Here is a 21,554-nt window from a genome sequence, read left to right on the forward strand (position 1 = left end):
TTGAGCGCGATGAAAAATAAACGACTTCCTTTTCGGTTTGCAACCAAGCTGCTGGGTAGTGTACTCGTACTTATCGTGTGCTTCATCATCGCCATGATGTTTGGCGCAGAAGAAACGACATTCCGGAATCTGTGGCTGACCCTGACCTCTGCGACAAAGAACGATAATATTCTTATTCTGCGTGAGATCAGGCTTCCACGGGAACTCGCTGCCATGCTGATCGGAGCGGCTCTTGCCGTCTCCGGTGGCATCATGCAGGGAATTACTCGCAATCCGCTGGCTGATCCTGGACTGCTCGGTCTGACTTCAGGTGCCAATATGGCACTGGCCCTGGCTTTTGTCTTCATGCCATCACTCGGATATTTTGGGATTATGGTTGCTTGTTTTGTTGGTGCTGCACTTGGAGCCGCATTGGTTATTGTGCTTGGCTCGATACGGAGAGGGAGCTTATCCCCTATCCGGGTAGTGCTGGCCGGGGCAGCGGTATCCGCTTTTATGTATGCCATCTCGGATGGCATCAGTATCTTTTTTAAAATTTCCAAGGATGTATCCATGTGGACTTCGGGAGGACTCATCGGAACGACATGGGGCCAGATTCAAGCGATTGCGCCTGTCATACTGGTTGGTCTTGCTGTAGTTCCGTTCCTTTCCAACCAGATCAACATTCTTAGCCTGAGCGACGAGGTGGCGACTGGACTGGGGCAGAAGCTGGTACTCGTCAAAACTGTTCTGTTCCTGCTGGTCATAGTGCTTACCGGAGCGTCGGTTGCATTAATTGGGAATATGGCTTTTGTCGGCTTAATGATCCCCCATATTGTCCGTAAATTGGTAGGCACGGACTATCGGTATATTATACCCGTATCCATTTTTGCCGGAGCATCGTTTATGCTTCTTGCCGAAACACTGGGTCGAACGATAAATGCACCTTACGAAACACCTGTTGTCGCCATTGCTTCCATGCTTGGTTTACCTTTTTTCCTGTTCGTTGTGCGTAGAGGGGGCAAAGCGTTCTCATGACAATGTCTTCGCGCATTCGCAAGCAACGAGTGATTCTGCTCGTGTGTTTGCTGCTGATCCTCATTACGGCTGTGGTAGGTATGAGCTGGGGGTATTCCTCGTTGTCTTTCAAAAGGGTAATCCCGGTGTTATTTGGCCAAGGCACATTTAAAGAGGACTTTGTTCTGTTTTCGGTCCGATTACCTCGGATTTTTATTACATTACTCGCAGGTATGGCGCTTGCGCTGTCAGGCTCCATTTTGCAAAGTATTACGCGTAATGACTTGGCCGATCCAGGCATCATCGGAATCAATTCCGGTGCAGGTGTTGCGGTTGCAATCTTCTTTCTGTATTTCCCGATTGAAGTGGGCACGTTTGTTTATATGCTGCCATTAGCTGCTTTTATCGGTGCATTGCTGACCGCGGCGCTCATCTATCTGTTCTCCTATAGCCGAACCAAGGGACTTGATCCCATAAAAATGGTGCTGGTCGGGGTTGGATTCTCGATGGCACTGTCAGGCATCATGATCGTCATTATATCTTCGGCGGAGCGTTCCAAGGTCGACTTTATCGCCAAGTGGATATCCGGAAACATCTGGGGGGCAGACTGGCCATTCATATGGGCTTTGCTGCCTTGGCTGATTGTGTTAATTCCGCTTACGTTGTTCAGAACCAGACGGCTTGATCTGATGGGGCTGAACGAAGAAACAGCGATCGGAGTGGGGTTGAAGCTGGAACGGGAACGCTTGGTACTCATGGTGATTGCTGTTGCAGCAGCCGCATCTGCTGTATCGGTTACGGGAGGGATCGCGTTTATCGGTTTGATGGCTCCACACATCGCCAAAGCGCTGGTCGGTCCACGTAACTCGTTATTTATTCCTGTTGCTGTTCTGCTTGGAGGTTGGCTTCTATTAATTGCCGATACGGTTGGGCGCAACCTGGTTGATCCTGATGGAATTGCCGCAGGAATTATGGTCTCCCTCATCGGTGTGCCTTATTTTGTCTATTTATTATTGAAGAAATAATCTCAAAAGCTTTCGATGAATTAAACACTTGGCTAATCAGGCTATCTTTTGTCGTCAAGACAAGGGGTAGCCTTTGTTTGTAGTTTTGACGGGCAGAAGGTAAAGCTTAGGTTAGCCAGTATGACTTGATTCATCAGTTTAAACCGATTCTAAAAGAGAGTAGGTGGAATCACTATGTTAGATGTGGATGAATTAGCTTCTCTTGGAAGGTATATCAAAAAAGCCGCTCACCCGTCAGCATGACGAGGAGCGGCTTTTTGTTCACAAGCCGACGATTTCGTCGGTCTGCTTAATTAATAAGTGTAAGGCTCATATTTTAGTGTTTAACTGCTTCTCCAGCGAATACTTCAACGTTCATTGGAGCGGCCATGAATGCTGCTGCTTGCTGAACGAAAGCCTGGAAATGGGCGCTAGTGTTGTGGGAAGCTGTAGCGGCTTCGTCTTTCCACAGTTCAATCATCGTGTAATGATGTTCGCGTTCAGTACTTTTGGCGAGATCATAGCTGATGTTGCCTTCTTCATTGCGTGTTGCAGGGATCAGCACTTTTGTTGCTTCCAAGAAAGCTTGTTCCTGGTCTGGTTTAACTTGCAAGTGAGCGTGAATGATAATCATAATATTCAACCTCCATTAGTGTATTTAGAATGTTGTTATTGTTTCTGAATGTTAACGGTGCTTTACATGTAAAACATTGCCTGATATTATGCCCAAGTCGTAATTTTCTCAACAGGAAGGCGGTAGGAAGGGTGACCTTCTTTGGCCGATTTACCGATCGAGATCAGCATAACGGGTTGGTAACGGTCTTTATCCATACCGAATGTTTCAGCAATTTGATCTTTCTCATAACCGCCGATTGGATTGGTATCATACCCATGAGCACGTGCAGCGAGCATCAATTGCATGGAAGCCAGACCTGCGTCAATCAGATTGACATCACGAAGAGCGGAAGCGGGCATATTTTCGTAATAAGGCATTACAGTTTTGAGCTGCATATCTTTGACTTCCTGTGGCATATAACCGAGCTCGACAGCTTTACCAAAAATTTCGTCCATGTACTCAACATTATTCATATCAATAAATACACCAATTACTGCTGCCGAAGTCAAAACCTGATTTTGATTAAATCTCGCAAGAGGAGCAAGCTTTTCTTTACCTTCAGCCGTATCGACAACGAGAAAACGCCAAGGTTGCAAATTGATGGACGATGGGGCACGAGAAGCTTCTGACAGAATTTCTGTCATTTCTTCACGGCTGATTTTGACTTCAGGATCGTATAGTTTTACAGACCGGCGGCCGTAGGTAATTTCGTTAAAATCATTTGTCTTTTGAAAAGTGCTTTGGAATGTACTCAAGTGTGGATCCTCTCCTCTGTATATAGGTTTAGAAATTGTTTTGCATTCGTTCCAGGAAATCAGCGAGAGCGTAGACTTCATCTTCGTTGAACCCCTGTAAAATCTGGTTAATATAATTGGTTTTCTCTACCTTGTAGCCTTCAATCTGCTTCCTACCATGGTCCGTCAGACGAACAAATGTTACCCGGTTATCTTCGGGATTTTTACGTCTTGTGACCATCAGGTCCGCCTCAAGCTGCTTCAAGTGGCGTGTAATTGCAGCACTATCGATGTTGATGATTTTCTGGAGCATGGACTGGTTAATCTCGTCCACCTGATCCAACTCATGCAAAATCTCAAAGCGAGAGGAACTGATCCCCGTACAGCGTTCGAATTTGGGACTGATTTTATTCCCCAGTACGTTCAGCAGATTGATAATCTGTTCTTCTTTGGAAACAATACGTGTCATGACTAGACCTCCCGGGTGAATCTGGACATGAACAACGGCTTATGTGAACAAAATACATAAAGTTGCCATTATACAGTGCCATTGCTTAGTCAGTAATATCTGCTAAGTTAATATTTGACGTATCAATATTTGATGCATCAATCATTGATGGCTCAATTAATATATCATGCCTTTTTTGATTTTGCAACAAGATAGTCATGAGAAGATAAATCCAACTATTCCAAAGCGATTGTCTTCTTGGGACCGTAGGTGTAGGTTATCCATTCAAGTAATGTTATATCAATTTATATTGTAATTGAGAATGGTTATCACTATAATGAAAGGTAATGTACATATGGACGAAATTGTAGTAACAGAGATTTTTAAAAGAGCTTTTAAACGGTGATTAGATTGGAGGATGAGTGCAAATATCATGAATTTGAATGATCATATCTTGTTATGGAATCATGTTTTTATCAAAATACTGGATGTTCGCAAAAACTCTTTGGCTCCTGGTGAAAGGATTAGGAACTATCTGCTTCCAGCTAGTGCCTATCTATATATGGTTGATGGAACTGCTGTAGTAGGTATGGATCAACAAAGGTATATCGTAGAAGGGTTTCATATTGTTCATGGGGGAAAGTTGGCTAACGTAAACATCAAGACGGATTCGGGTTTGGTTTATTATATGATTCTGTACAAAGCCATTCTGGCGCTTCCCTGTCGGATGGATATTCAGCATTTGATGGAAAATGAACGTCCATTCCAAGATCAATATTCGCTTATACCGACCAACCCATTGGTTATGTATCAATATATCAGGACACTGGAGGGAGAGTGGGAGCAGTCCACGAAACTGGCAAAGTTACACGCAAAAACTTTATTCCATCAGTGGGTGTATGCTTTATTATCCGATCTGTACGGTCAATCCATTCAGCCGTATAAGCCGGATGTGGTTACTAGGGCAATCGAGTATATGAGTAAGCATTTGCATGAGCCCGTTGCGCTAGACGTTATGGCAAAGGAATTGGAATGTAGTGCAGGGCACATATCCAGATTGTTCAAACAAAAAATGAACATCAGTCCCATCCAATATCTTGGACAGAGGCGAGTTGAGAGGGCTGCACATCTCCTGATATACACGGGTGCTACGTTACAACAAATCGCGGAACAGGTAGGCTATCCGGATGCACATTCACTCAGTCGCAGCTTCAAAAAAATAAAGGGATGCTCACCTATTCGGTACAAAAAAAACCAGAACCGAGGCCAGAAAGAACAAAAATATGCCTCCGGTGTAAACCATGATCAAGATTTGCCCGGTTTCACGCGCGAAATTGCCCTTCAACCACTATATCCTCAATTATATAATGATATTGATTATCAATATCATAAGGTTGATGGAGGGGAATTATTTATGCAAGGAAAATTCAACATGACAGCACTGACCATGATGCTGTGTCTATCACTATTGTTAGGGGCTTGTTCAAGTCCATCACAATCCACAAGTGGTTCACAATCAGAGACGAAACCCGCGGCAGTGCAGACAAGTAACAGTACAACCGAAGAAGGAAAATCCTCTGTACAAGCAGAGACTCGAACGGTATCCACAATAAGAGGAGACGTTGTTATTTCAGCCAATCCGCAACGGGTTGCTTCAGATCAGTATATGGGCTATCTGTTGAAGCTGGGGGTTATCCCGGTAGGGGTGAGAAGTTTCATGCTGAACGAGGCCTGGATCGAGAAGTCAGGGATACCCGCTGACGTCATATCCGGAATCGAAGACCTAGGTGGAGAATTTCCGATGAATCTTGAGAAATTGGTTGCGCTTGAGCCGGATCTGATTATTGGTTCTATTGATAAAAATATTGAGGATTATGAGAAAATTGCGACAACGGTATTTTTACCGTATTGGGAGGGGGAATCTACCTCGGGGCCTTTGGCAAAACTGCGTCGGATCAGTGAGGTTTTTGGAAAAGAGAAAGAAGCTGAGGAATGGATTTCCAGCTATGAACAGAAAGTAGAAGAAGCCAAGAAACAGATTGCTGGCGTGGTAAAAGAAGGAGAGACTGTGTCTATTGTTCAAGTGGCAAACAAATCTCTGTATGTACTGGCTGCTGAAGGGGGGAACTATGGGAGCTCAACCATCTATGAGATGCTGAAGCTGCCGCCGACTGAGCAAGCGCTCAATATGGAAGAGGGATTTGTCAATATTTCGCTTGAAGTGTTGCCTGAGTACATGGGCGATCATATCTTTGTGTACGGTTCATGGGATGAGGGAGCCAATGAAGTGTTGAACAGTGAGGTATGGAAACTCTTGCCCGCCGTGCAAAAAGGACAGGTCTATCCATACGGTTCCTTTGGAGACAAAGGGGATGAGTTCGTAATGGAAGACCCATTCTCATTGGAATTGCAGTTGGACACGATTGTGAATATCATGGTCGAAGCCAAAGAATAGGATGCTATGGAGCCAGACCTCTTCAGTCTCCAGGGCGTAAAAACTGTGGCACCATTTTCTTTCACTCAAAACAAAGTTCATTGCCGGTCCATTTCGGTGCATCATGATATTACGGAACTCATTCAACTGACCCTCATGAACATTGACATGTTCAACAACCTGCAGCGGCTTGAGCCACCGCTTGCGGGTTTGTTGTGACTGAGGGGGGGGAGTCGCTTCAGTTCAGCCATAAAAGCTTTTGCCTATTGCTGATTCTGGAGTTGAATTACGTGTAAACTGTTCCACAGCGGGAAATACCCCTGTTTTTCAGTCGTGAATTTATGGATGTTTATGCGATAGTCAGCGATGGTCTGACTCATGGTACTTTCGTATGTCGGAATAACATGTGTGCGAAGGTACTCCTGATATGCTTTAAGGCTCTCTCTGGATATATGAAAACTACAATGCAACGTAATAGGTATTGTCATTCACAAACGAATGGAGAAATCACGCGAGATGCTAAAAAATGGGCAATGCAGTGTAACGGAAGCTGCGCATCAGGTGGGGGACGCCAATTGAAGTTATTTCATCTGCCGATTCAGGCAAACATTCGGTTACGACCCAAGCAAGCTCAAGAAATAAGAGGTGACATATGTTTTTGCAATCGTTCGGGCTTTCCGATATACTTCAAGCTATTGATTAATTAATTACTATCGTATGGAGGGTACTATGATGGCTAAAGATACATCCGCTTCCGTCAATCGTCGTAACGATATTATCTCCGCAGCTATTGATGTATTTGCGGAAATAGGCTATTACCGTGCAACGACAGCTCAAGTCGCTGAAAGAGCGCAGATTTCCCAACCGTATATTTTTCGTTTTTTCAAAACGAAGGAAGCTTTATTGTTATGTGCACTGGAAGTTTCCTGGACACGATTGATTGATTCTTTCCGGATTGTGGTAGAAACTGCTACTGCAGATCAATTGGAGAACGAATTAATTGAAGCCTATGAAGAAATTCTAGAATCTCACAAAAATGAAATCCTGCTGCAGATGCAGGCGCAGACCATTAAGGAAGAAGACATCCGTCAAGCAATGCAAAAAGGATTCACTGAGGTGCGAGATATGGTATTGGAAGCTTTTACAGCGGCAGGCATTGCCAATCCCAAGCAAAAAACGTTGATATTCCTGGCAATTGGCATGTTATGTAATATATCAAAATCATTGGATATGCCAGAGCTTATGGATAGATAGAAAGGGATAAGTCCCTTTTTGCAATTCAGTTATTGATCAATTACTAAATATGCGTTAAATTATGTTTAAGTAAGTAATTGATCAATAATAAAACGAGAGAAAGAGGTTGAGATGAAATGAAAAGAGCAATCGTAGTTGGGGCAACAGGTGGAACGGGCGCAGCAATTACAGAGGAATTGATCAAACGTGGCATTTCTACCATTATTTTTGGCCGCTCACCTCAAAAGCTGGAGCAACTTGCGGTAAAACTGGGTTCTCCTGATCACCTACAGATCGCTGTGGGAGATGCGTTCCGACCTGATGATATTATAGCTGCTTCACTAGAGGCTGATGTAATGTTTCATTGTGCGAATGTGCCTTACAACGAAATGGAAAGCAAGCTGATCCCTCTGGGTGAATCGGTTATGGAGGCGGCAGAACAATTGGGACTGAAGGTAGTTGTCATTGACGGGATTTATCCTTATGGCAGAAGACAAATGAAAGAAGTGACCGAAGAACATCCAAAGCAGCCGCATACACGAAAAGGAAAGACTCGGCTTGCCTTTGAGCAAATGTTATTTAGCAGCAAATGGCGCAAAGCGCAAGTGATGATTGTTCGCTTGCCTGATTATTATGGTCCTACCGCCAATCAGGCTTCTTACCTGGGGTCCACGCTTGAAGCAATAGCGGAAGGGAAAATGGCTTTTTTTATCGGAACTATGAAAATGCCACGAGAGTATATCTATTTGCCAGATGCAGCGGTCATGGTAGTGGAGTTGGCGAGCAGAGATGATGCCTATCTGCAGAATTGGAATATCCCTGGTGCTGGCGTAATATCGGGTAAGGAAATCGTACGTATTGCACAACAGGCCGCGGGTGAAGCGAAACCGGTGATAGCCCTCGGCAAAACAGGACTTTCGCTGCTTGGATTGGGCGTGCCGGTCTTGAAAGAAATTGTTGAAATGTTATATTTGACAGAAGAACCGCTGGTGTTGAGTAAAAAGAAATATGAGGCCAGCATTGGGCCAGTGAAGATGACTTCTTTTGAAGAGGGGATTACACAGACGATAGGTGAGCTGCAAAAGAAATAAATATCTTGTAGCTTTGTAATTAATCAATAAATAAATAATTAAAAACCGTTATGACTCGGTTAATGATTACGACCTAAACCAAAATGATGCATGGTGTTTTGACTTCATTAATGGGCGGTGCACAAAACCTGTCCTAGACATAGAGTGTAGTATTGCAAAAGCGGAGAATCGACACGGTGTACAAGGAGGGAGGATTTTCTTGTGAGCTATACGTCCAAAAAGGAGCACAAAATGTCCTCAATCAGTACAACCAAACGCAAATTGAAAAAAGCAGGCACTCGCGTATCTAAAAAAAGAAAACACAAATATAAATCCAAAAAGAAGTTTAAGATAAAAAAGAAAAGAGCTGTTAGATCCAGATGTCTTGTGTTTCGTGGACCGAGGGGATATAGAGGGTTTCAAGGAAAGACAGGTGCAACTGGATTACCGGGAGCCTCAGGAATAACAGGTGCAACAGGGATAACTGGAGCGACGGGCGATCCTGGAGTGAACGGAATAACAGGAGTTACAGGTGTGACCGGTGCTACCGGAGTTGTGGGAGCAATGGGCATAACAGGTGCAACAGGGATTACAGGCGCAACCGGATCGGGAGCTACCGGAGTAACTGGAACCACAGGTAGCACTGGAGTGACTGGCACGACAGGTATAACTGGAGTAACAGGCGCTAGAGGTACCACAGGTGTGACTGGGAATACAGGGGCCACGGGCGATCCTGGAATAACGGGAGCCACAGGAGCAACGGGAACCGGAACGACTGGAGCCACAGGTGCGACGGGCTTAACTGGGGTAACCGGTCCAACAGGCGCAACCGGAATAGGAGCCACTGGGGCTGCGGGCGCCACTGGAGTAACCGGTGCGACAGGAGCAATCGGAACCGGAGCTACGGGAACTACTGGAACAACGGGTTTTACTGGGGGAACTGGTGCGACAGGTGCAATGGGAATGACTGGAGTTACTGGGGATACGGGTGCGACAGGCGTAACGGGAGCCACCGGAATTACTGGCGATACGGGTTCAACTGGTGCAACAGGAGCGACCGGAGTTACTGGTGACACAGGAGCAACAGGCGTAACGGGAGCCACCGGAGTCACAGGAGATACAGGTGCAACAGGTATATCGGGAGCTACAGGAGCTACAGGAGCAACGGGTTTTACTGGGGGAACTGGTGCGACAGGTGCTATGGGAACGACTGGAGTTACTGGCGATACGGGTGCGACAGGCGTAACGGGAGCCACCGGAGTCACTGGCGATACGGGTGCAACTGGTGTAACGGGCACGACTGGAGTCACTGGAGATACGGGTGCGACAGGCGTAACAGGAACGACCGGATTTACTGGAGATACAGGAGCAACAGGTGTAACGGGAGCCATCGGATTTACTGGGGATACGGGTGCGACAGGCGTGACGGGAGCAACTGGAGTTACTGGAGATATGGGTGCGACAGGCGTAACGGGAGCCCCCGGAGTCACTGGCGATACGGGTGCAACAGGTGTAACGGGAACGACTGGAAGCACTGGCGATACAGGAGCAACGGGCGTAACGGGAGCGACCGGAGTCACTGGCGATACAGGTGCAACAGGTGTAACGGGAACGACTGGAGTCACTGGAGATACGGGTGCAACAGGTGTAACGGGAACGACTGGAGTCACTGGGGATACGGGTGCAACAGGCGTAACGGGAGCGACCGGAGTTACTGGCGATGCAGGTGCAACAGGCGTAACGGGAGCGACTGGAGTCACTGGCGATACAGGAGCAACAGGTATAACGGGAACTACTGGAAGCACTGGCGATACGGGTGCAACAGGAGCCACTGGAATTACTGGCGATACGGGTGCAACAGGAGCCACTGGAATTACTGGCGATACTGGTGCGACAGGCGTAACAGGAACGACCGGAGTTACTGGTGACACGGGAGCAACAGGTGTAACGGGAGCGACCGGATTTACTGGAGATACGGGTACGACAGGTGTAACCGGAGCCACCGGAGTCACTGGCGATACGGGTTCAACTGGTTTAACAGGAGCGACCGGAGTTACTGGCGATACGGGTACGACAGGTGTAACGGGAGCCACCGGAGTCACAGGAGATACAGGTGCAACAGGTATAACGGGAGCCACCGGAGTCACTGGGGATACAGGAGCAACGGGCGTAACGGGCACGGCCGGAGTTACTGGAGATACGGGTGCGACAGGCGTGACGGGAACGACTGGAGTCACTGGGGATACGGGTGCAACAGGTGTAACGGGCACGGCCGGAGTTACTGGGAATACGGGTGCGACAGGCGTGACGGGAGCCACCGGAGTCACTGGCGATACAGGTGCAACAGGCGTAACGGGCACGGCCGGATTTACTGGAGATACGGGTTCAACTGGTGCAACAGGAACGACCGGAGCTACTGGAGATACAGGGGCCATGGGTGTAACAGGAACGACTGGAGTCACTGGAGAAATGGGTTCGACTGGTGTAACCGGAGCCCCCGGAGTTACTGGCAATACAGGAGGAACAGGGGTAACGGGGGCAACCGGAGTTACTGGGGATTCGGGTTCGACAGGCGTAACAGGCGCGACCGGAATTACTGGAGTTACGGGTGCGACAGGTGTAACAGGCACGACTGGAGTCACTGGAGATATGGGTGCCACAGGCGTGACGGGAAGGACTGGAGTCACTGGGGATACGGGTGCAACAGGTGTAACGGGCACGGCCGGAGTTACTGGGGATACGGGTGCGACAGGCGTGACGGGAACGACTGGAGTCACTGGGGATACGGGTGCAACAGGTGTAACGGGCACGGCCGGAGTTACTGGGGATACGGGTGCGACAGGCGTGACGGGAGCCACCGGAGTCACTGGCGATACAGGTGCAACAGGCGTAACGGGCACGGCCGGATTTACTGGCGATACGGGTTCAACTGGTGCAACAGGAACGACCGGAGCTACTGGAGATACAGGGGCCATGGGTGTAACAGGAACGACTGGAGTCACTGGAGAAACGGGTTCGACTGGTGTAACCGGAGCCCCCGGAGTTACTGGCAATACAGGAGTAACAGGGGTAACGGGGGCAACCGGAGTTACTGGGGATTCGGGTTCGACAGGCGTAACAGGCGCGACCGGAATTACTGGAGTTACGGGTGCGACAGGCGTGACGGGAACGACTGGAGTCACTGGGGATACGGGTGCAACAGGTGCAACAGGTGTAACGGGCACGGCCGGAGTTACTGGGAATACGGGAGCGACAGGCGTAACGGGAACGACTGGAGTCACTGGGGATACGGGTGCAACAGGCGTAACGGGAGCGACTGGAGTCACAGGAGATACAGGTGCAACAGGAATAACCGGAGCGACCGGTGTCACTGGAGATACAGGTGCAACAGGCGTAACGGGAGTGACCGGAATCACTGGCGATACAGGAACAACAGGCGTAACAGGAACGACCGGAGTCACAGGAGATACGGGTGCGACAGGCGTAACGGGAGCAACCGGAACTGGAGGTACGGGTTCGACTGGTGCAACAGGAGCCACTGGAATTACTGGAGATACAGGTGCAACAGGAATAACCGGAGCGACGGGCTCCATGGGTGTAACCGGTGTGACAGGAGCCACCGGAACTGGGGCTACCGGAACTACAGGTGCAACGGGCTCTACCGGTGTAACTGGTGATACAGGAGCAACGGGAACGGGAACAACTGGAGCAACGGGAGTTACGGGTGAAACTGGTGCGACAGGTACAACCGGAGCGGGGGCAACAGGAGCCACTGGTGCAACGGGACTTACTGGGGTAACTGGTGATACAGGCGCAACCGGAATCGGGGCTACTGGAGCCACCGGCGCGACAGGATCAACGGGGGTAACTGGAACCAACGGCGTTACCGGAGTCACGGGTTCAACGGGTGTAACAGGTACGACAGGTCCTACCGGAACGGGAACAACCGGAGCCACCGGCGCGACGGGGTCAACGGGTGCCACAGGTGTGACAGGCGCCACCGGAACGGGAACAACCGGAGCAACGGGAACGGGTACAACTGGCTCAACTGGCGCTACCGGGACGACTGGAGTTACTGGATCCACGGGAGCCACAGGGGCTACAGGTGCATCAGGCCCCAATTTAGCTGCACAAGGGTTTTCTGCATTTTTGGCTAACCTATCCACAGCAACCAGTACACAGTTAACCAACTGGGGTACAGCAAGTCCTTACTATGGCAATGCAAATTTTAATGCAACTACAGGCAATTACACGGTGCCCAATACAGGGACCTATTCGATTGTGGCAACCATCAATTTTTCTACAACTGCCGCGATCTCCATTTCATTGGGTGCTGGTGTCAATCCAGCGTTTCTGGTGCAAAGAACATCCCCCACCACCACTACTTTGGTCAATGGACTATTGCCAATCCTGAATATCAGTGTGACGCTACTCACATTGCGGGCAATACTCGGTAGTGGAGCTGTAACGCTAGCTGCGGAGGTGGCGTTGAACGCTGGAGATGTAATTGGGTTGTTTTACGCAGCAAATGGATTAACGATCACACTGAATTTGGGGATTGGAACAACGAACGGTATTGTATGGTCAGTACACGAATTGACATGAGATAGTAATTCTTCATCATTTCACTTATTGAAATAAGACAACACGAAAACAGATCCGGGTTGGATCGACCGCTAATATCCAACCTGATCTGTCTTTTTTACATACAGGACGAAGTCATTAGCATTTGGTTTCGTTATAGTTAACAAGTATGTTAGATATTTTTAGGTGTGATGACAAGAAATCTATCGTGATATTCAAAAAAATGACCTCAGCTCATATAATAACGCTAATCCCAACGAAAATGATGTTAGGAATTGGGACAAAATTATTGTATTTATCCATATGGTAAAAGAATCAGGCTGCTTTGGACTTGCAGAATATCCATCAACAAAACAAATTATTACACCAACATAACATTAAACAAGCGGTTCGTAGAAGGATACGAGTGGGCGTTGAAAGGGTTGAAGAATGATGAGCCTTGAAACATTAAACCAACGAGTACAAGATGATCTGGCTTATCTCGCATATGGAGGTGCGGATTGGATTCGCCCGCGGGAACATGACGAAGGCCATATCTATGATGTCGTTATCGTAGGTGGTGGGCAGAGCGGCTTGGGGGCTGCTTTTGGATTCCTGCGTGAGCGGATATCCAACATTCTGGTCATCGACGAAAATGCTGCAGGGTTGGAGGGACCTTGGGAAACTTACGCACGTATGGTCACGTTGCGTACACCGAAACATCTCACTTCCATTGATCTAGGAATTCCTTCGCTGACGTTTCGAGCATGGTGGGAGGCGCAATCAGGACCCTCCGGATGGGATGCAGTTGATAAAATTCCGCGCAGTGAATGGATGAACTATCTGCGTTGGTACAGGGAAGTGCTGAATCTGCCTGTCGTGAATGAAGTGAAACTGAGACTGATTGAACCTGCAGATGGAGGCATACACCGGCTGCACATTACAGGTGCAGGGGCTCCAAGTAATATGTTGCTGGCACGAAAGGTTGTCTTGGCTACGGGCATCCAGGGCGGCGGGGAGTGGCATGTACCCCCGCTGATCGCTGAGAAAGTACCTAGACATCTGTACGCTCACACGTCGGAGTTGATTGATTTTGAACGGTTACAAGAAAAACGGATTGCTATACTTGGCGGAGGGGCGTCTGCTTTTGATAATGCCAACTTTGCACTAGCCACAGGCGTGGCTGAGGCTCATGTATTTGTACGACGGGAACAATTGCCGAGCATTAACCCGATTCGTCAGATGGAGCAATCCGGTATGATCGAAAGGTTTCACGTATTGTCGGACGAGGATAAGTATGCGACTATTTCCCATTTTTTCAAATACAATCAGCCTCCGACCAACGATACCTTCAACCGGGCCGCTGCATGGCCAGGCTTCCAGTTACATCTTCATGCGCCTTGGCTGGATGTACAGATGAAAGATGGGAAAGCGGTAGTGACTACGCCACAGGGTCAGCACTCCTTTGATTTTCTGGTCATAAGTACGGGGATGGTGAGTGATCCGGCACTGCGTCCCGAGCTCAGAATGGTGGAGGCCCACATTGCACGCTGGGCAGACCGTTATCAAGCTCCGACGGAACACAGGAATACACTGCTTGACGCACATCCCTACCTTAGTCCTGGGTTTGCAATGACCAGCAGAGATGAGGAGGGGGAAGATAAGCTGCGGGGATTATTTGTCTTCAACTATTCTGCACTTGCAAGCTGCGGCCTTTCTGCCTCAGCAATATCGGGGACAAGGAATGCTGTGCCGAAGTTGGTTTCAGCTGTAGCCGACCAGCTTTTCCTGGATGACCGGGAACAGATCTTGGAGCAATTTTTTAAGTATAACGAACAGGAATTTACCGCAAGTTGGGTGAAAAGTGAAGTTGGAATCTGAGTATTCAAAATGACCGTACAGCAGGATAGATGCTGTACGGTCTTCCTTTTCCTAAAGTTACATTTACGGGTGCTTATATAATGCTGTAAAATATCGTTATACAGCGTTAAGGCAGGCGATAGATTATTGTGAGAATCATGGATTATGAGGGGTTCAGAACCCATTTGAAGAAAGCGTCACGCAAACGAAATGAACCCTTGATCAAAATTGTGGCTTTTCAGGAAAAGTATATGAAGATTGATGAGATCCAATATTATGATGTAGAGCAGAACTATATGAGTGTTCAGGCATGTAATACGCTGTGGATGAACTTGAAAGATAAATCGTTCCGCAATCTGGTGTCCCATGACCTGAAGTTTTTCCAAACCATGGACAACCTCGGCCGTCATTCATTGGAGAATCTGATTAAAGAACTGTACGACATGGCTGTTCCGATCCTGCTGGATTACGATCCAAATGATTATTATAGCTTGCAGCAGTTGTCCGAAATTCTGGTGCTGGATGAGTCGAAGCTAATAGAGAAATTGGAAATGGGGCGTTTCAAGGGAGCATTTATTAATGAAGAAGGAAATTGGGTAAAACCCAAGCCAGACAAGGTTGAGCTATTCCTATAAATGAAAAAAGAGAATCGTGTCAATTCCATAATGACCGAATATCCATTCTGCAATGGTACGCCGAATACGGCACATTGCAGTTTTTTTCATTAACGAATCTGTCTACAACCAATCTGTCAACAATAGCCTCGGCTGTTTCGTTTTACGACGAAAGAGTCTCTGCATGGTCCCGGTTCTCCTGGAATGGAAACAACCTGTTTTTGTTGAATCATGATGCCTTTCTCTTTGGCGATGAAGCCGGGGGAGCGACCGTTCAGGCGACAACACTTGAAAGTGACAGGCGTGATTTTGGCCATTCGGGAGATGGAGTTTCCTACGGATGGAGCTTCTACAATCCATTCTGCGGATGATTGCTGGCCTGTATATTGCTGAACGGTGCGGAAAGTCCAATTTTGGGTCAGATTTTGAAGAGTGATACACCAGCGGGTACGATTGATTTTATAAATGGTAGCTCTGACTCGATCTCCTGGAGATACAGGAAAAGGAATGACCGTTTCAACGTCAGGAAGAATTTCCCACCACGCGTAATAACTCGCTTGACCGTTAACCCAATCATGGCCTGTTCCAGTCTGAATGAGATTGGAATTTTCGTATCCATCGATTCCGATCCAGGCTGAGGAATATGAGGACTTGGACGATGGTAAAACAAAGGGCACATTCCATTCAGCCGAGATACGTCTGAATTGAGCTTTGTCACCTGCTCGGGCATAACCGCTCCAGTTGGAGGAAATCCACCCGAAGCGCAATGCAGAATTCGTTTTCGTTTTGCCTGTTGGAGGGATACAGGGTTTTCGGCGTTTGTTTCGATTATTCGCCATAAGGCTACCTCCCATGTGAGAATAGAGACGAAATTATTCGTTCGATATCATCAAATGCATGGGAGACGAAAGAGGACATGGACAATCTGAACAAGAAATAAGCTTTGAACGATTTTGAACGATATTTAGAGTTGAATGTGATGGTTTATGTCTATAATATGTCGAATATTGATGGTTTTTGAATGTTTTTAAATTAATTTGAATGAAAGTGATTGTTTTTTACGGATTTTATGATACTATAAAAAGCAGTTGGAGGAATGAAAATGCTAACTGAAGAACGATATGCTGTAATTATAGAGCGCTTACACGAAAGAGGCATTGTGAAACTGCAAGAGCTTGTCGATGTGCTGGGTGCTTCTGAATCAACGATACGGCGCGATTTGATTGATCTGGAAAGCCGTCAGATGCTGAAACGCATTCATGGTGGTGCGGCTCTAGTGAATGAAAAGACGCCGGAACCTGGTATGGAAGAAAAAACGTTCAAAAACATCCAACAGAAAACAGTAATTGCTCGTTTAGCTGCACAGGAGATCAACAATGGTGAATGTATCTATCTGGATGCGGGGACGACGACATTAGCCATGATTCCCTATATTGAAGCCAAGGACGTTACGGTAGTGACGAACGGACTTTCACATGTAGAAGCGCTGGTAAGTAAGCGTATACGCAGCTATCTGCTTGGCGGAATGATGAAAATTCACACTAAAGCCGTGATTGGAAGTATTGCATTACAGAACATGGACAACTTCCGTTTTGATAAATGTTTTATCGGAACCAACGGAGTGGACGCCGAAATGGGGTATACAACTCCTGATCCGGAGGAAGCCTTGATTAAAAGGCGTGCACATCAATTGTCCGGGAAATCTTACGTGCTGGCTGATTCCAGCAAAATTGGGGAAATTACTTTTGCCAAACTGTTTGACCTTGAGGAGGCAGACTTGATTACAGAACGTATGCCTGAACACTGGCGCTCTGTGATCGCCCAGAAAACTAAAATAATTGAGGGATAGCCATGATATATACCGTAACGCTTAATCCTTCCATTGATTACATCGTGGAAGTGGATGATCTGAAGCTTGGTGATCTGAACCGTATGAATCGGGACTTGAAACTTCCTGGAGGCAAAGGTATTAACGTATCTCGAGTGCTTAATCAACTGGGAGCCGAAAACACCGCACTCGGATTTCTAGGAGGGTTCACGGGCCGTTTCATTAATGACAAGCTGAAGGAAGACAACATTCTGACGGACTTCGTTACCATTGCAGATGATACCCGAATTAACATCAAGCTGAAGCATGGAGAAGAGACGGAGATTAACGGACTGGGACCAGCCATTCGACCAGAGGAAGCGGCGGGGTTGCTTAACAAGCTATCCGCCTTGCAAAAAGGAGATATCGTCATTCTTTCGGGAAGTGTACCACCTTCGCTGGGAGCTGATTTCTACGATCGTCTGATCAACGTGTGCAAACAAACGCGTGCCGAATTTGTGATCGATACGACAGGACCCGCCTTAATGGATGCTCTGGTGCATGAACCGCTGCTGGTGAAGCCGAACCATCATGAACTGGCTGAACTTTTCGGAGTAACCATCAACACTCAAGAGGAATTGGTGACCTATGGTCGCAAGCTTTTGGAAGCGGGTGCCAAGCACGTGTTAATCTCCATGGCAGGAGAAGGTGCGCTGTTGATTACCCAAACAGATGTCTACCATGCGAGCGTGCCAAAAGGAATCGTCAAGAACTCAGTAGGTGCTGGTGATTCCATGATCGGTGGATTCGTAGGGACATTTGGATTAAACGAAGACCTGCTTGAAGCGTTCCGAACGGGGGTTGCTTCGGGTAGTGCAACGGCTTTCTCGGATGACCTGGCGACTCGGGAACTCATTGAAGAGCTGCGGACTCAAGTCACCATAACCCAAATATAGTCCGTACAAAATGAATGAAATGTAAGCCCCTTTTAGAAGAGGGGATTCAGTGAATAGCAGATAACATCGTAAAAAGTACAATTTTAAGTCGGTCTGCATCGCACAGACCGACTGAATCTAAGGGAGTGTACCAAAATGAGAATAACAGACCTGATGATCCAGGAAACGATGATCATGGACCTGCAAGCCACGACGAAAGAAGAGGCTATTGATGAACTCATTGCAAGTTTAAACCGTAGCGGACGGATTAATGATCCGGTTCTGTTTAAGGAAATGATTTATAAACGTGAAGCTGAATCCAGCACGGGGATCGGTGGCGGTATTGCCATGCCTCATGCCAAAACAACAGCAGTCAATGAGCCAACAGTTGTATTTGCCAAGAGTCGAAAAGGGCTTGATTTTGAAGCACTTGATGATGAGCCAGCCCATATATTCTTCATGATTGCAGCTCCAGAAGGGGCGGCGAATACACATCTTCGTACGCTTGCGGCTCTTTCCAGGCTGTTGATTGATAGCGATTTCATCTCGCAGCTGATGAGCACAGACACTCCTGAAGAAGTGACTGCATTATTCGATGCCAAACAGGAGGAAGAAGCGGAGAAAAAAGCTGCCAAAGAAAAAGCCGAAGCGGAAAAAGCAGCAAATGCTGCAAATGGAACAAACGCTTTATCTGGCTCTGGCAGTGGGAATGATCAGAAGCAGAACACATCAGGCCTTATTGTTGGCAATGCGGCATCCGAAGATTTTGTCGTTGCAGTAACCGCTTGTCCAACAGGTATTGCTCACACATTCATGGCTGAAGACGCACTCAAAAAGAAAGCACAGGAAATGGGCGTTAATATCCGAGTGGAGACGAATGGCTCCGAAGGAGCACAGAACGTACTGACAGCTGATGAAATCGCTCGTGCCAAAGGGGTTATCGTTGCGGCGGATAAAAATGTGGAAATGGCCCGCTTTGATGGCAAACCGGTATTGCAAAGACCCGTGAGTGATGGCATTCGCAAATCGGAAGAACTGATTCGCAAGGCCGTTAACGGGGATGCTCCGATCTACCGAAGCCAGGGTGGCAGCGGTGGCAAGAGTGAAGGTGAAAGCCAAGGCAAAGTGAGCGTGGGCAGCAAAATTTATAAAGATTTAATGAACGGGATCTCGCATATGCTCCCATTTGTCGTGGGTGGCGGTATTTTGCTCGCCATATCTTTCTTGTTTGAACAAATTGCGAGTCCGGACAATCCTATTGTACAACTGCTGCAAACGATTGGTGGCGGGACCGGTGCGTTCCACTTCCTGATTCCTGTCCTGGCCGGATTTATTGCGATGAGTATTGGTGATCGGCCGGCCCTGATGCCTGGTATGGTCGGTGGCTTGATGGCCGTGAATTCAAACGCCGGTTTCCTTGGTGGTTTGGCTGCCGGTTTTCTGGCAGGTTACGTTGTCATTGGTCTGCGCAAGCTGTTTAAAGGGCTGCCTAAAGCAATTGACGGATTAAAACCAATCCTGCTGTATCCAGTGTTCGGATTGCTTATCGTGGGTGCAATCAGTTTCTATGTCTTTGATCCAATCTTCGGCTCCCTTAACACATGGCTTGTAGATGCACTTGGAAACCTGGGTACTGGTAATGCTGTGTTGCTGGGCTTGCTGCTTGGCGGCATGATGTCTATCGATATGGGTGGACCGTTTAACAAAGCGGCTTATACGTTTGCTATCGGTGTGTTCACATCCAGCGGCAATACGGATGGTGCCTGGATGGCAGCTGTTATGGCAGGCGGTATGGTACCGCCGCTGGCGATTGCACTGGCTACAACGTTCTTCAAATCCAAATTTACGGAGCAAGAACGCAAATCAGGTTTGACGAATTACGTGCTCGGATTTTCCTTCATCACAGAAGGTGCTATTCCATTTGCTGCGGCTGACCCGCTGCGTGTCCTGACATCCTGTATTCTCGGCTCTGCTGTTGCAGGTGGACTGACTCAACTGTGGAGCATTAACGTACCTGCTCCGCATGGCGGAATCTTCGTTGCGGCACTGGCGAATCACGCATTACTCTTCCTGCTTGCTGTAGCAATCGGTGCAGTGATCTCCGGTCTGATCCTAGGACTGTGGAAGAAATCACCAACCGTTGTGAAATAAGTCAAAGGGTAAAGTTTTCTTTAAAATTATAAACATTCTCTATCTAATAATTTGTTTAAAATAAGATGGCATCTTCTCAGTGAAATCCACTGGGGAGATGCTTTTTTATTTCGCTAGAGGTCATTCTGTGATAAGATAAATAATAACAAATTAATGAAACTCAGTTTCATTTAATGAAACGAAAAGGGGGAGATATCGTGTCTAATGAGCAGATTAAAGGACAAGTGCGCAAACAATTTGCTAAAAATGCAGAGAAATACGTGACTAGTGTCGGTCATGCCAAAGGGGATGATCTGGCCTTGCTTGTTGCTTCATCTCAAGCGAGCCTTGATATGAAGGTGCTGGATATTGCCACTGGAGGAGGGCATGTTGCTAATGCATTAGCTCCGCTTGTGGAGCAGGTTATCGCATTGGATCTAACGGATGAGATGTTACAAGTGGCTGAGCGCTTTATCCGGGGAAATGGGCATCAGAATGTGGATTTTATAGCTGGGGATGCTGAACACATTCCTTTTGAGGATGATTTCTTTGACCTGGTGACCTGTCGTATTGCTGCACACCATTTTCCAGACGTACCTTCTTTTATCTCAGAGGCGCTTCGAGTAATGAAACCTGGTGGCAGACTGTTATTAATTGATAATGTGGCACCTGAACGTGACGAGAACGACCAATTTTACAATGAAATCGAGAAGTGGCGTGATGGAAGTCATGTTCGGGCATGGCGTAAGACGGAATGGATTCGGATGTTGGAGCTTGCCGGATTTCGAATGGAAACGATGGTTTCCTTTGAAAAACACTTTATATTTGAAGACTGGTGCAACAGGGCTGGACTTCCGGAGCCGGAGAGCAAAGAGCTTGAAGCAAGTATGCTGAGCGCGCCATCAGTGATTAAGAAGTATTTCAATTTTGAACTGGCGCAGTCTGGCAGACTCGTTAGCTTCAAAGGAGAAAGTGTATATATTCAGGCGGTAAAGGCGAAATAAGGCTTCATCATCATTTAACCAATCTGTTGAAGTGGGCAAATAATAAAATCAAAAAAAGGCAGATTTCCCTTCTTTACACGGGTCCTCTGCCTTTTGATCGTCGTCA

Annotated in this window: 16 protein-coding genes; 12 read left to right on the top strand and 4 right to left on the bottom strand. The window is 47.4% G+C overall.

Annotated elements, in window-relative coordinates:
* Positions 1–9 precede the first annotated feature (9 nt).
* Entirely contained in the window at positions 10–1,017 is a 1,008-nt protein-coding gene (locus MKY42_RS10335; RefSeq protein ID WP_090902066.1) for an iron ABC transporter permease, read from the top strand.
* Positions 1,014–2,021 carry an iron ABC transporter permease gene (locus MKY42_RS10340; RefSeq protein ID WP_339850775.1) on the top strand — a complete coding sequence of 336 codons (1,008 nt, stop codon included), beginning with the start codon at positions 1,014–1,016 and terminating at the stop codon, positions 2,019–2,021. Before MKY42_RS10335 ends, MKY42_RS10340 begins: the two co-directional genes overlap by 4 nt.
* A 316-nt stretch (positions 2,022–2,337) precedes the next feature.
* Here MKY42_RS10340 and MKY42_RS10345 read toward each other — a convergent pair whose 3' ends face one another.
* The 3 genes from MKY42_RS10345 to MKY42_RS10355 all read right to left on the bottom strand — a co-directional run bounded on the left by MKY42_RS10345 (position 2,338) and on the right by MKY42_RS10355 (position 3,819).
* Positions 2,338–2,634 (bottom strand): putative quinol monooxygenase, encoded by a 297-nt coding sequence (locus tag MKY42_RS10345; protein WP_091001632.1) that lies wholly within the window; start codon positions 2,632–2,634, stop codon positions 2,338–2,340.
* 86 nt (positions 2,635–2,720) lie between these two features.
* Positions 2,721–3,371 carry a nitroreductase family protein gene (locus MKY42_RS10350; RefSeq protein WP_339850778.1) on the bottom strand — a complete coding sequence of 217 codons (651 nt, stop codon included), beginning with the start codon at positions 3,369–3,371 and terminating at the stop codon, positions 2,721–2,723.
* A 28-nt stretch (positions 3,372–3,399) separates the two neighbouring features.
* Positions 3,400–3,819 carry a MarR family transcriptional regulator gene (locus MKY42_RS10355; protein ID WP_090895446.1) on the bottom strand — a complete coding sequence of 140 codons (420 nt, stop codon included), beginning with the start codon at positions 3,817–3,819 and terminating at the stop codon, positions 3,400–3,402.
* 412 nt (positions 3,820–4,231) lie between these two features.
* On the opposite strand from MKY42_RS10355, the gene MKY42_RS10360 reads away from it, so the two are divergent.
* From MKY42_RS10360 to MKY42_RS10385, 6 genes are all read left to right on the top strand, one after another.
* Positions 4,232–6,253, top strand: a complete 2,022-nt coding sequence (locus MKY42_RS10360; protein ID WP_090902069.1) for an AraC family transcriptional regulator — start codon at positions 4,232–4,234, stop codon at positions 6,251–6,253.
* Between the two features lie 711 nt (positions 6,254–6,964).
* The gene (locus MKY42_RS10365; RefSeq protein WP_090895451.1) at positions 6,965–7,486 is read left to right on the top strand and encodes a TetR/AcrR family transcriptional regulator; all 522 of its coding nucleotides are present in this window, start codon (positions 6,965–6,967) and stop codon (positions 7,484–7,486) included.
* A gap of 116 nt (positions 7,487–7,602) precedes the next feature.
* Positions 7,603–8,556, top strand: a complete 954-nt coding sequence (locus tag MKY42_RS10370; protein WP_339850784.1) for an SDR family NAD(P)-dependent oxidoreductase — start codon at positions 7,603–7,605, stop codon at positions 8,554–8,556.
* Positions 8,557–9,735: 1,179 nt separating this feature from the next.
* Positions 9,736–13,140 (top strand): collagen-like protein, encoded by a 3,405-nt coding sequence (locus MKY42_RS10375; protein ID WP_339852831.1) that lies wholly within the window; start codon positions 9,736–9,738, stop codon positions 13,138–13,140.
* A 411-nt stretch (positions 13,141–13,551) separates the two neighbouring features.
* Positions 13,552–14,979: an NAD(P)/FAD-dependent oxidoreductase gene (locus tag MKY42_RS10380; protein ID WP_090895455.1), complete on the top strand. Its 1,428-nt coding sequence runs from the start codon at positions 13,552–13,554 to the stop codon at positions 14,977–14,979.
* 164 nt (positions 14,980–15,143) lie between these two features.
* Entirely contained in the window at positions 15,144–15,593 is a 450-nt protein-coding gene (locus MKY42_RS10385) for a hypothetical protein (RefSeq protein WP_143067007.1), read from the top strand.
* Positions 15,594–15,709: 116 nt separating this feature from the next.
* On the opposite strand, the gene MKY42_RS10390 is transcribed toward MKY42_RS10385, so the two are convergent.
* Entirely contained in the window at positions 15,710–16,411 is a 702-nt protein-coding gene (locus tag MKY42_RS10390) for a G1 family glutamic endopeptidase (protein WP_339850786.1), read from the bottom strand.
* A gap of 263 nt (positions 16,412–16,674) precedes the next feature.
* On the opposite strand from MKY42_RS10390, the gene MKY42_RS10395 reads away from it, so the two are divergent.
* The 4 genes from MKY42_RS10395 to MKY42_RS10410 all read left to right on the top strand — a co-directional run bounded on the left by MKY42_RS10395 (position 16,675) and on the right by MKY42_RS10410 (position 21,448).
* Entirely contained in the window at positions 16,675–17,421 is a 747-nt protein-coding gene (locus MKY42_RS10395; protein ID WP_090895462.1) for a DeoR/GlpR family DNA-binding transcription regulator, read from the top strand.
* A gap of 2 nt (positions 17,422–17,423) precedes the next feature.
* On the top strand, positions 17,424–18,335 hold the full coding sequence (gene pfkB / locus MKY42_RS10400; RefSeq protein ID WP_339850788.1) for a 1-phosphofructokinase: 912 nt from the start codon (positions 17,424–17,426) through the stop codon (positions 18,333–18,335).
* 135 nt (positions 18,336–18,470) lie between these two features.
* On the top strand, positions 18,471–20,465 hold the full coding sequence (locus MKY42_RS10405; protein WP_339850790.1) for a fructose-specific PTS transporter subunit EIIC: 1,995 nt from the start codon (positions 18,471–18,473) through the stop codon (positions 20,463–20,465).
* A 197-nt stretch (positions 20,466–20,662) separates the two neighbouring features.
* Positions 20,663–21,448: a class I SAM-dependent methyltransferase gene (locus tag MKY42_RS10410; RefSeq protein WP_257031460.1), complete on the top strand. Its 786-nt coding sequence runs from the start codon at positions 20,663–20,665 to the stop codon at positions 21,446–21,448.
* Positions 21,449–21,554: the final 106 nt, after the last annotated feature.

It is taken from the genome of Paenibacillus sp. FSL W7-1088 (genome assembly GCF_037969855.1).
Lineage (GTDB): Bacteria > Bacillota > Bacilli > Paenibacillales > Paenibacillaceae > Paenibacillus.

Bases quoted from the DNA above. Each gene is read 5' to 3' on its own strand.
- MKY42_RS10380 (WP_090895455.1), top strand. From the start codon at position 13,552: ATGAGCCTTGAAACATTAAACCAACGAGTACAAGATGATCTGGCTTAT.
- MKY42_RS10360 (WP_090902069.1), top strand. From the start codon at position 4,232: ATGAATTTGAATGATCATATCTTGTTATGGAATCATGTTTTTATCAAA.
- MKY42_RS10365 (WP_090895451.1), top strand. From the start codon at position 6,965: ATGGCTAAAGATACATCCGCTTCCGTCAATCGTCGTAACGATATTATC.
- MKY42_RS10340 (WP_339850775.1), top strand. From the start codon at position 1,014: ATGACAATGTCTTCGCGCATTCGCAAGCAACGAGTGATTCTGCTCGTG.
- MKY42_RS10405 (WP_339850790.1), top strand. From the start codon at position 18,471: ATGAGAATAACAGACCTGATGATCCAGGAAACGATGATCATGGACCTG.
- MKY42_RS10395 (WP_090895462.1), top strand. From the start codon at position 16,675: ATGCTAACTGAAGAACGATATGCTGTAATTATAGAGCGCTTACACGAA.
- pfkB (WP_339850788.1), top strand. From the start codon at position 17,424: ATGATATATACCGTAACGCTTAATCCTTCCATTGATTACATCGTGGAA.
- MKY42_RS10355 (WP_090895446.1), bottom strand. From the start codon at position 3,819: ATGACACGTATTGTTTCCAAAGAAGAACAGATTATCAATCTGCTGAAC.
- MKY42_RS10335 (WP_090902066.1), top strand. From the start codon at position 10: ATGAAAAATAAACGACTTCCTTTTCGGTTTGCAACCAAGCTGCTGGGT.
- MKY42_RS10370 (WP_339850784.1), top strand. From the start codon at position 7,603: ATGAAAAGAGCAATCGTAGTTGGGGCAACAGGTGGAACGGGCGCAGCA.
- MKY42_RS10345 (WP_091001632.1), bottom strand. From the start codon at position 2,634: ATGATTATCATTCACGCTCACTTGCAAGTTAAACCAGACCAGGAACAA.
- MKY42_RS10390 (WP_339850786.1), bottom strand. From the start codon at position 16,411: ATGGCGAATAATCGAAACAAACGCCGAAAACCCTGTATCCCTCCAACA.
- MKY42_RS10375 (WP_339852831.1), top strand. From the start codon at position 9,736: ATGGGAACGACTGGAGTTACTGGCGATACGGGTGCGACAGGCGTAACG.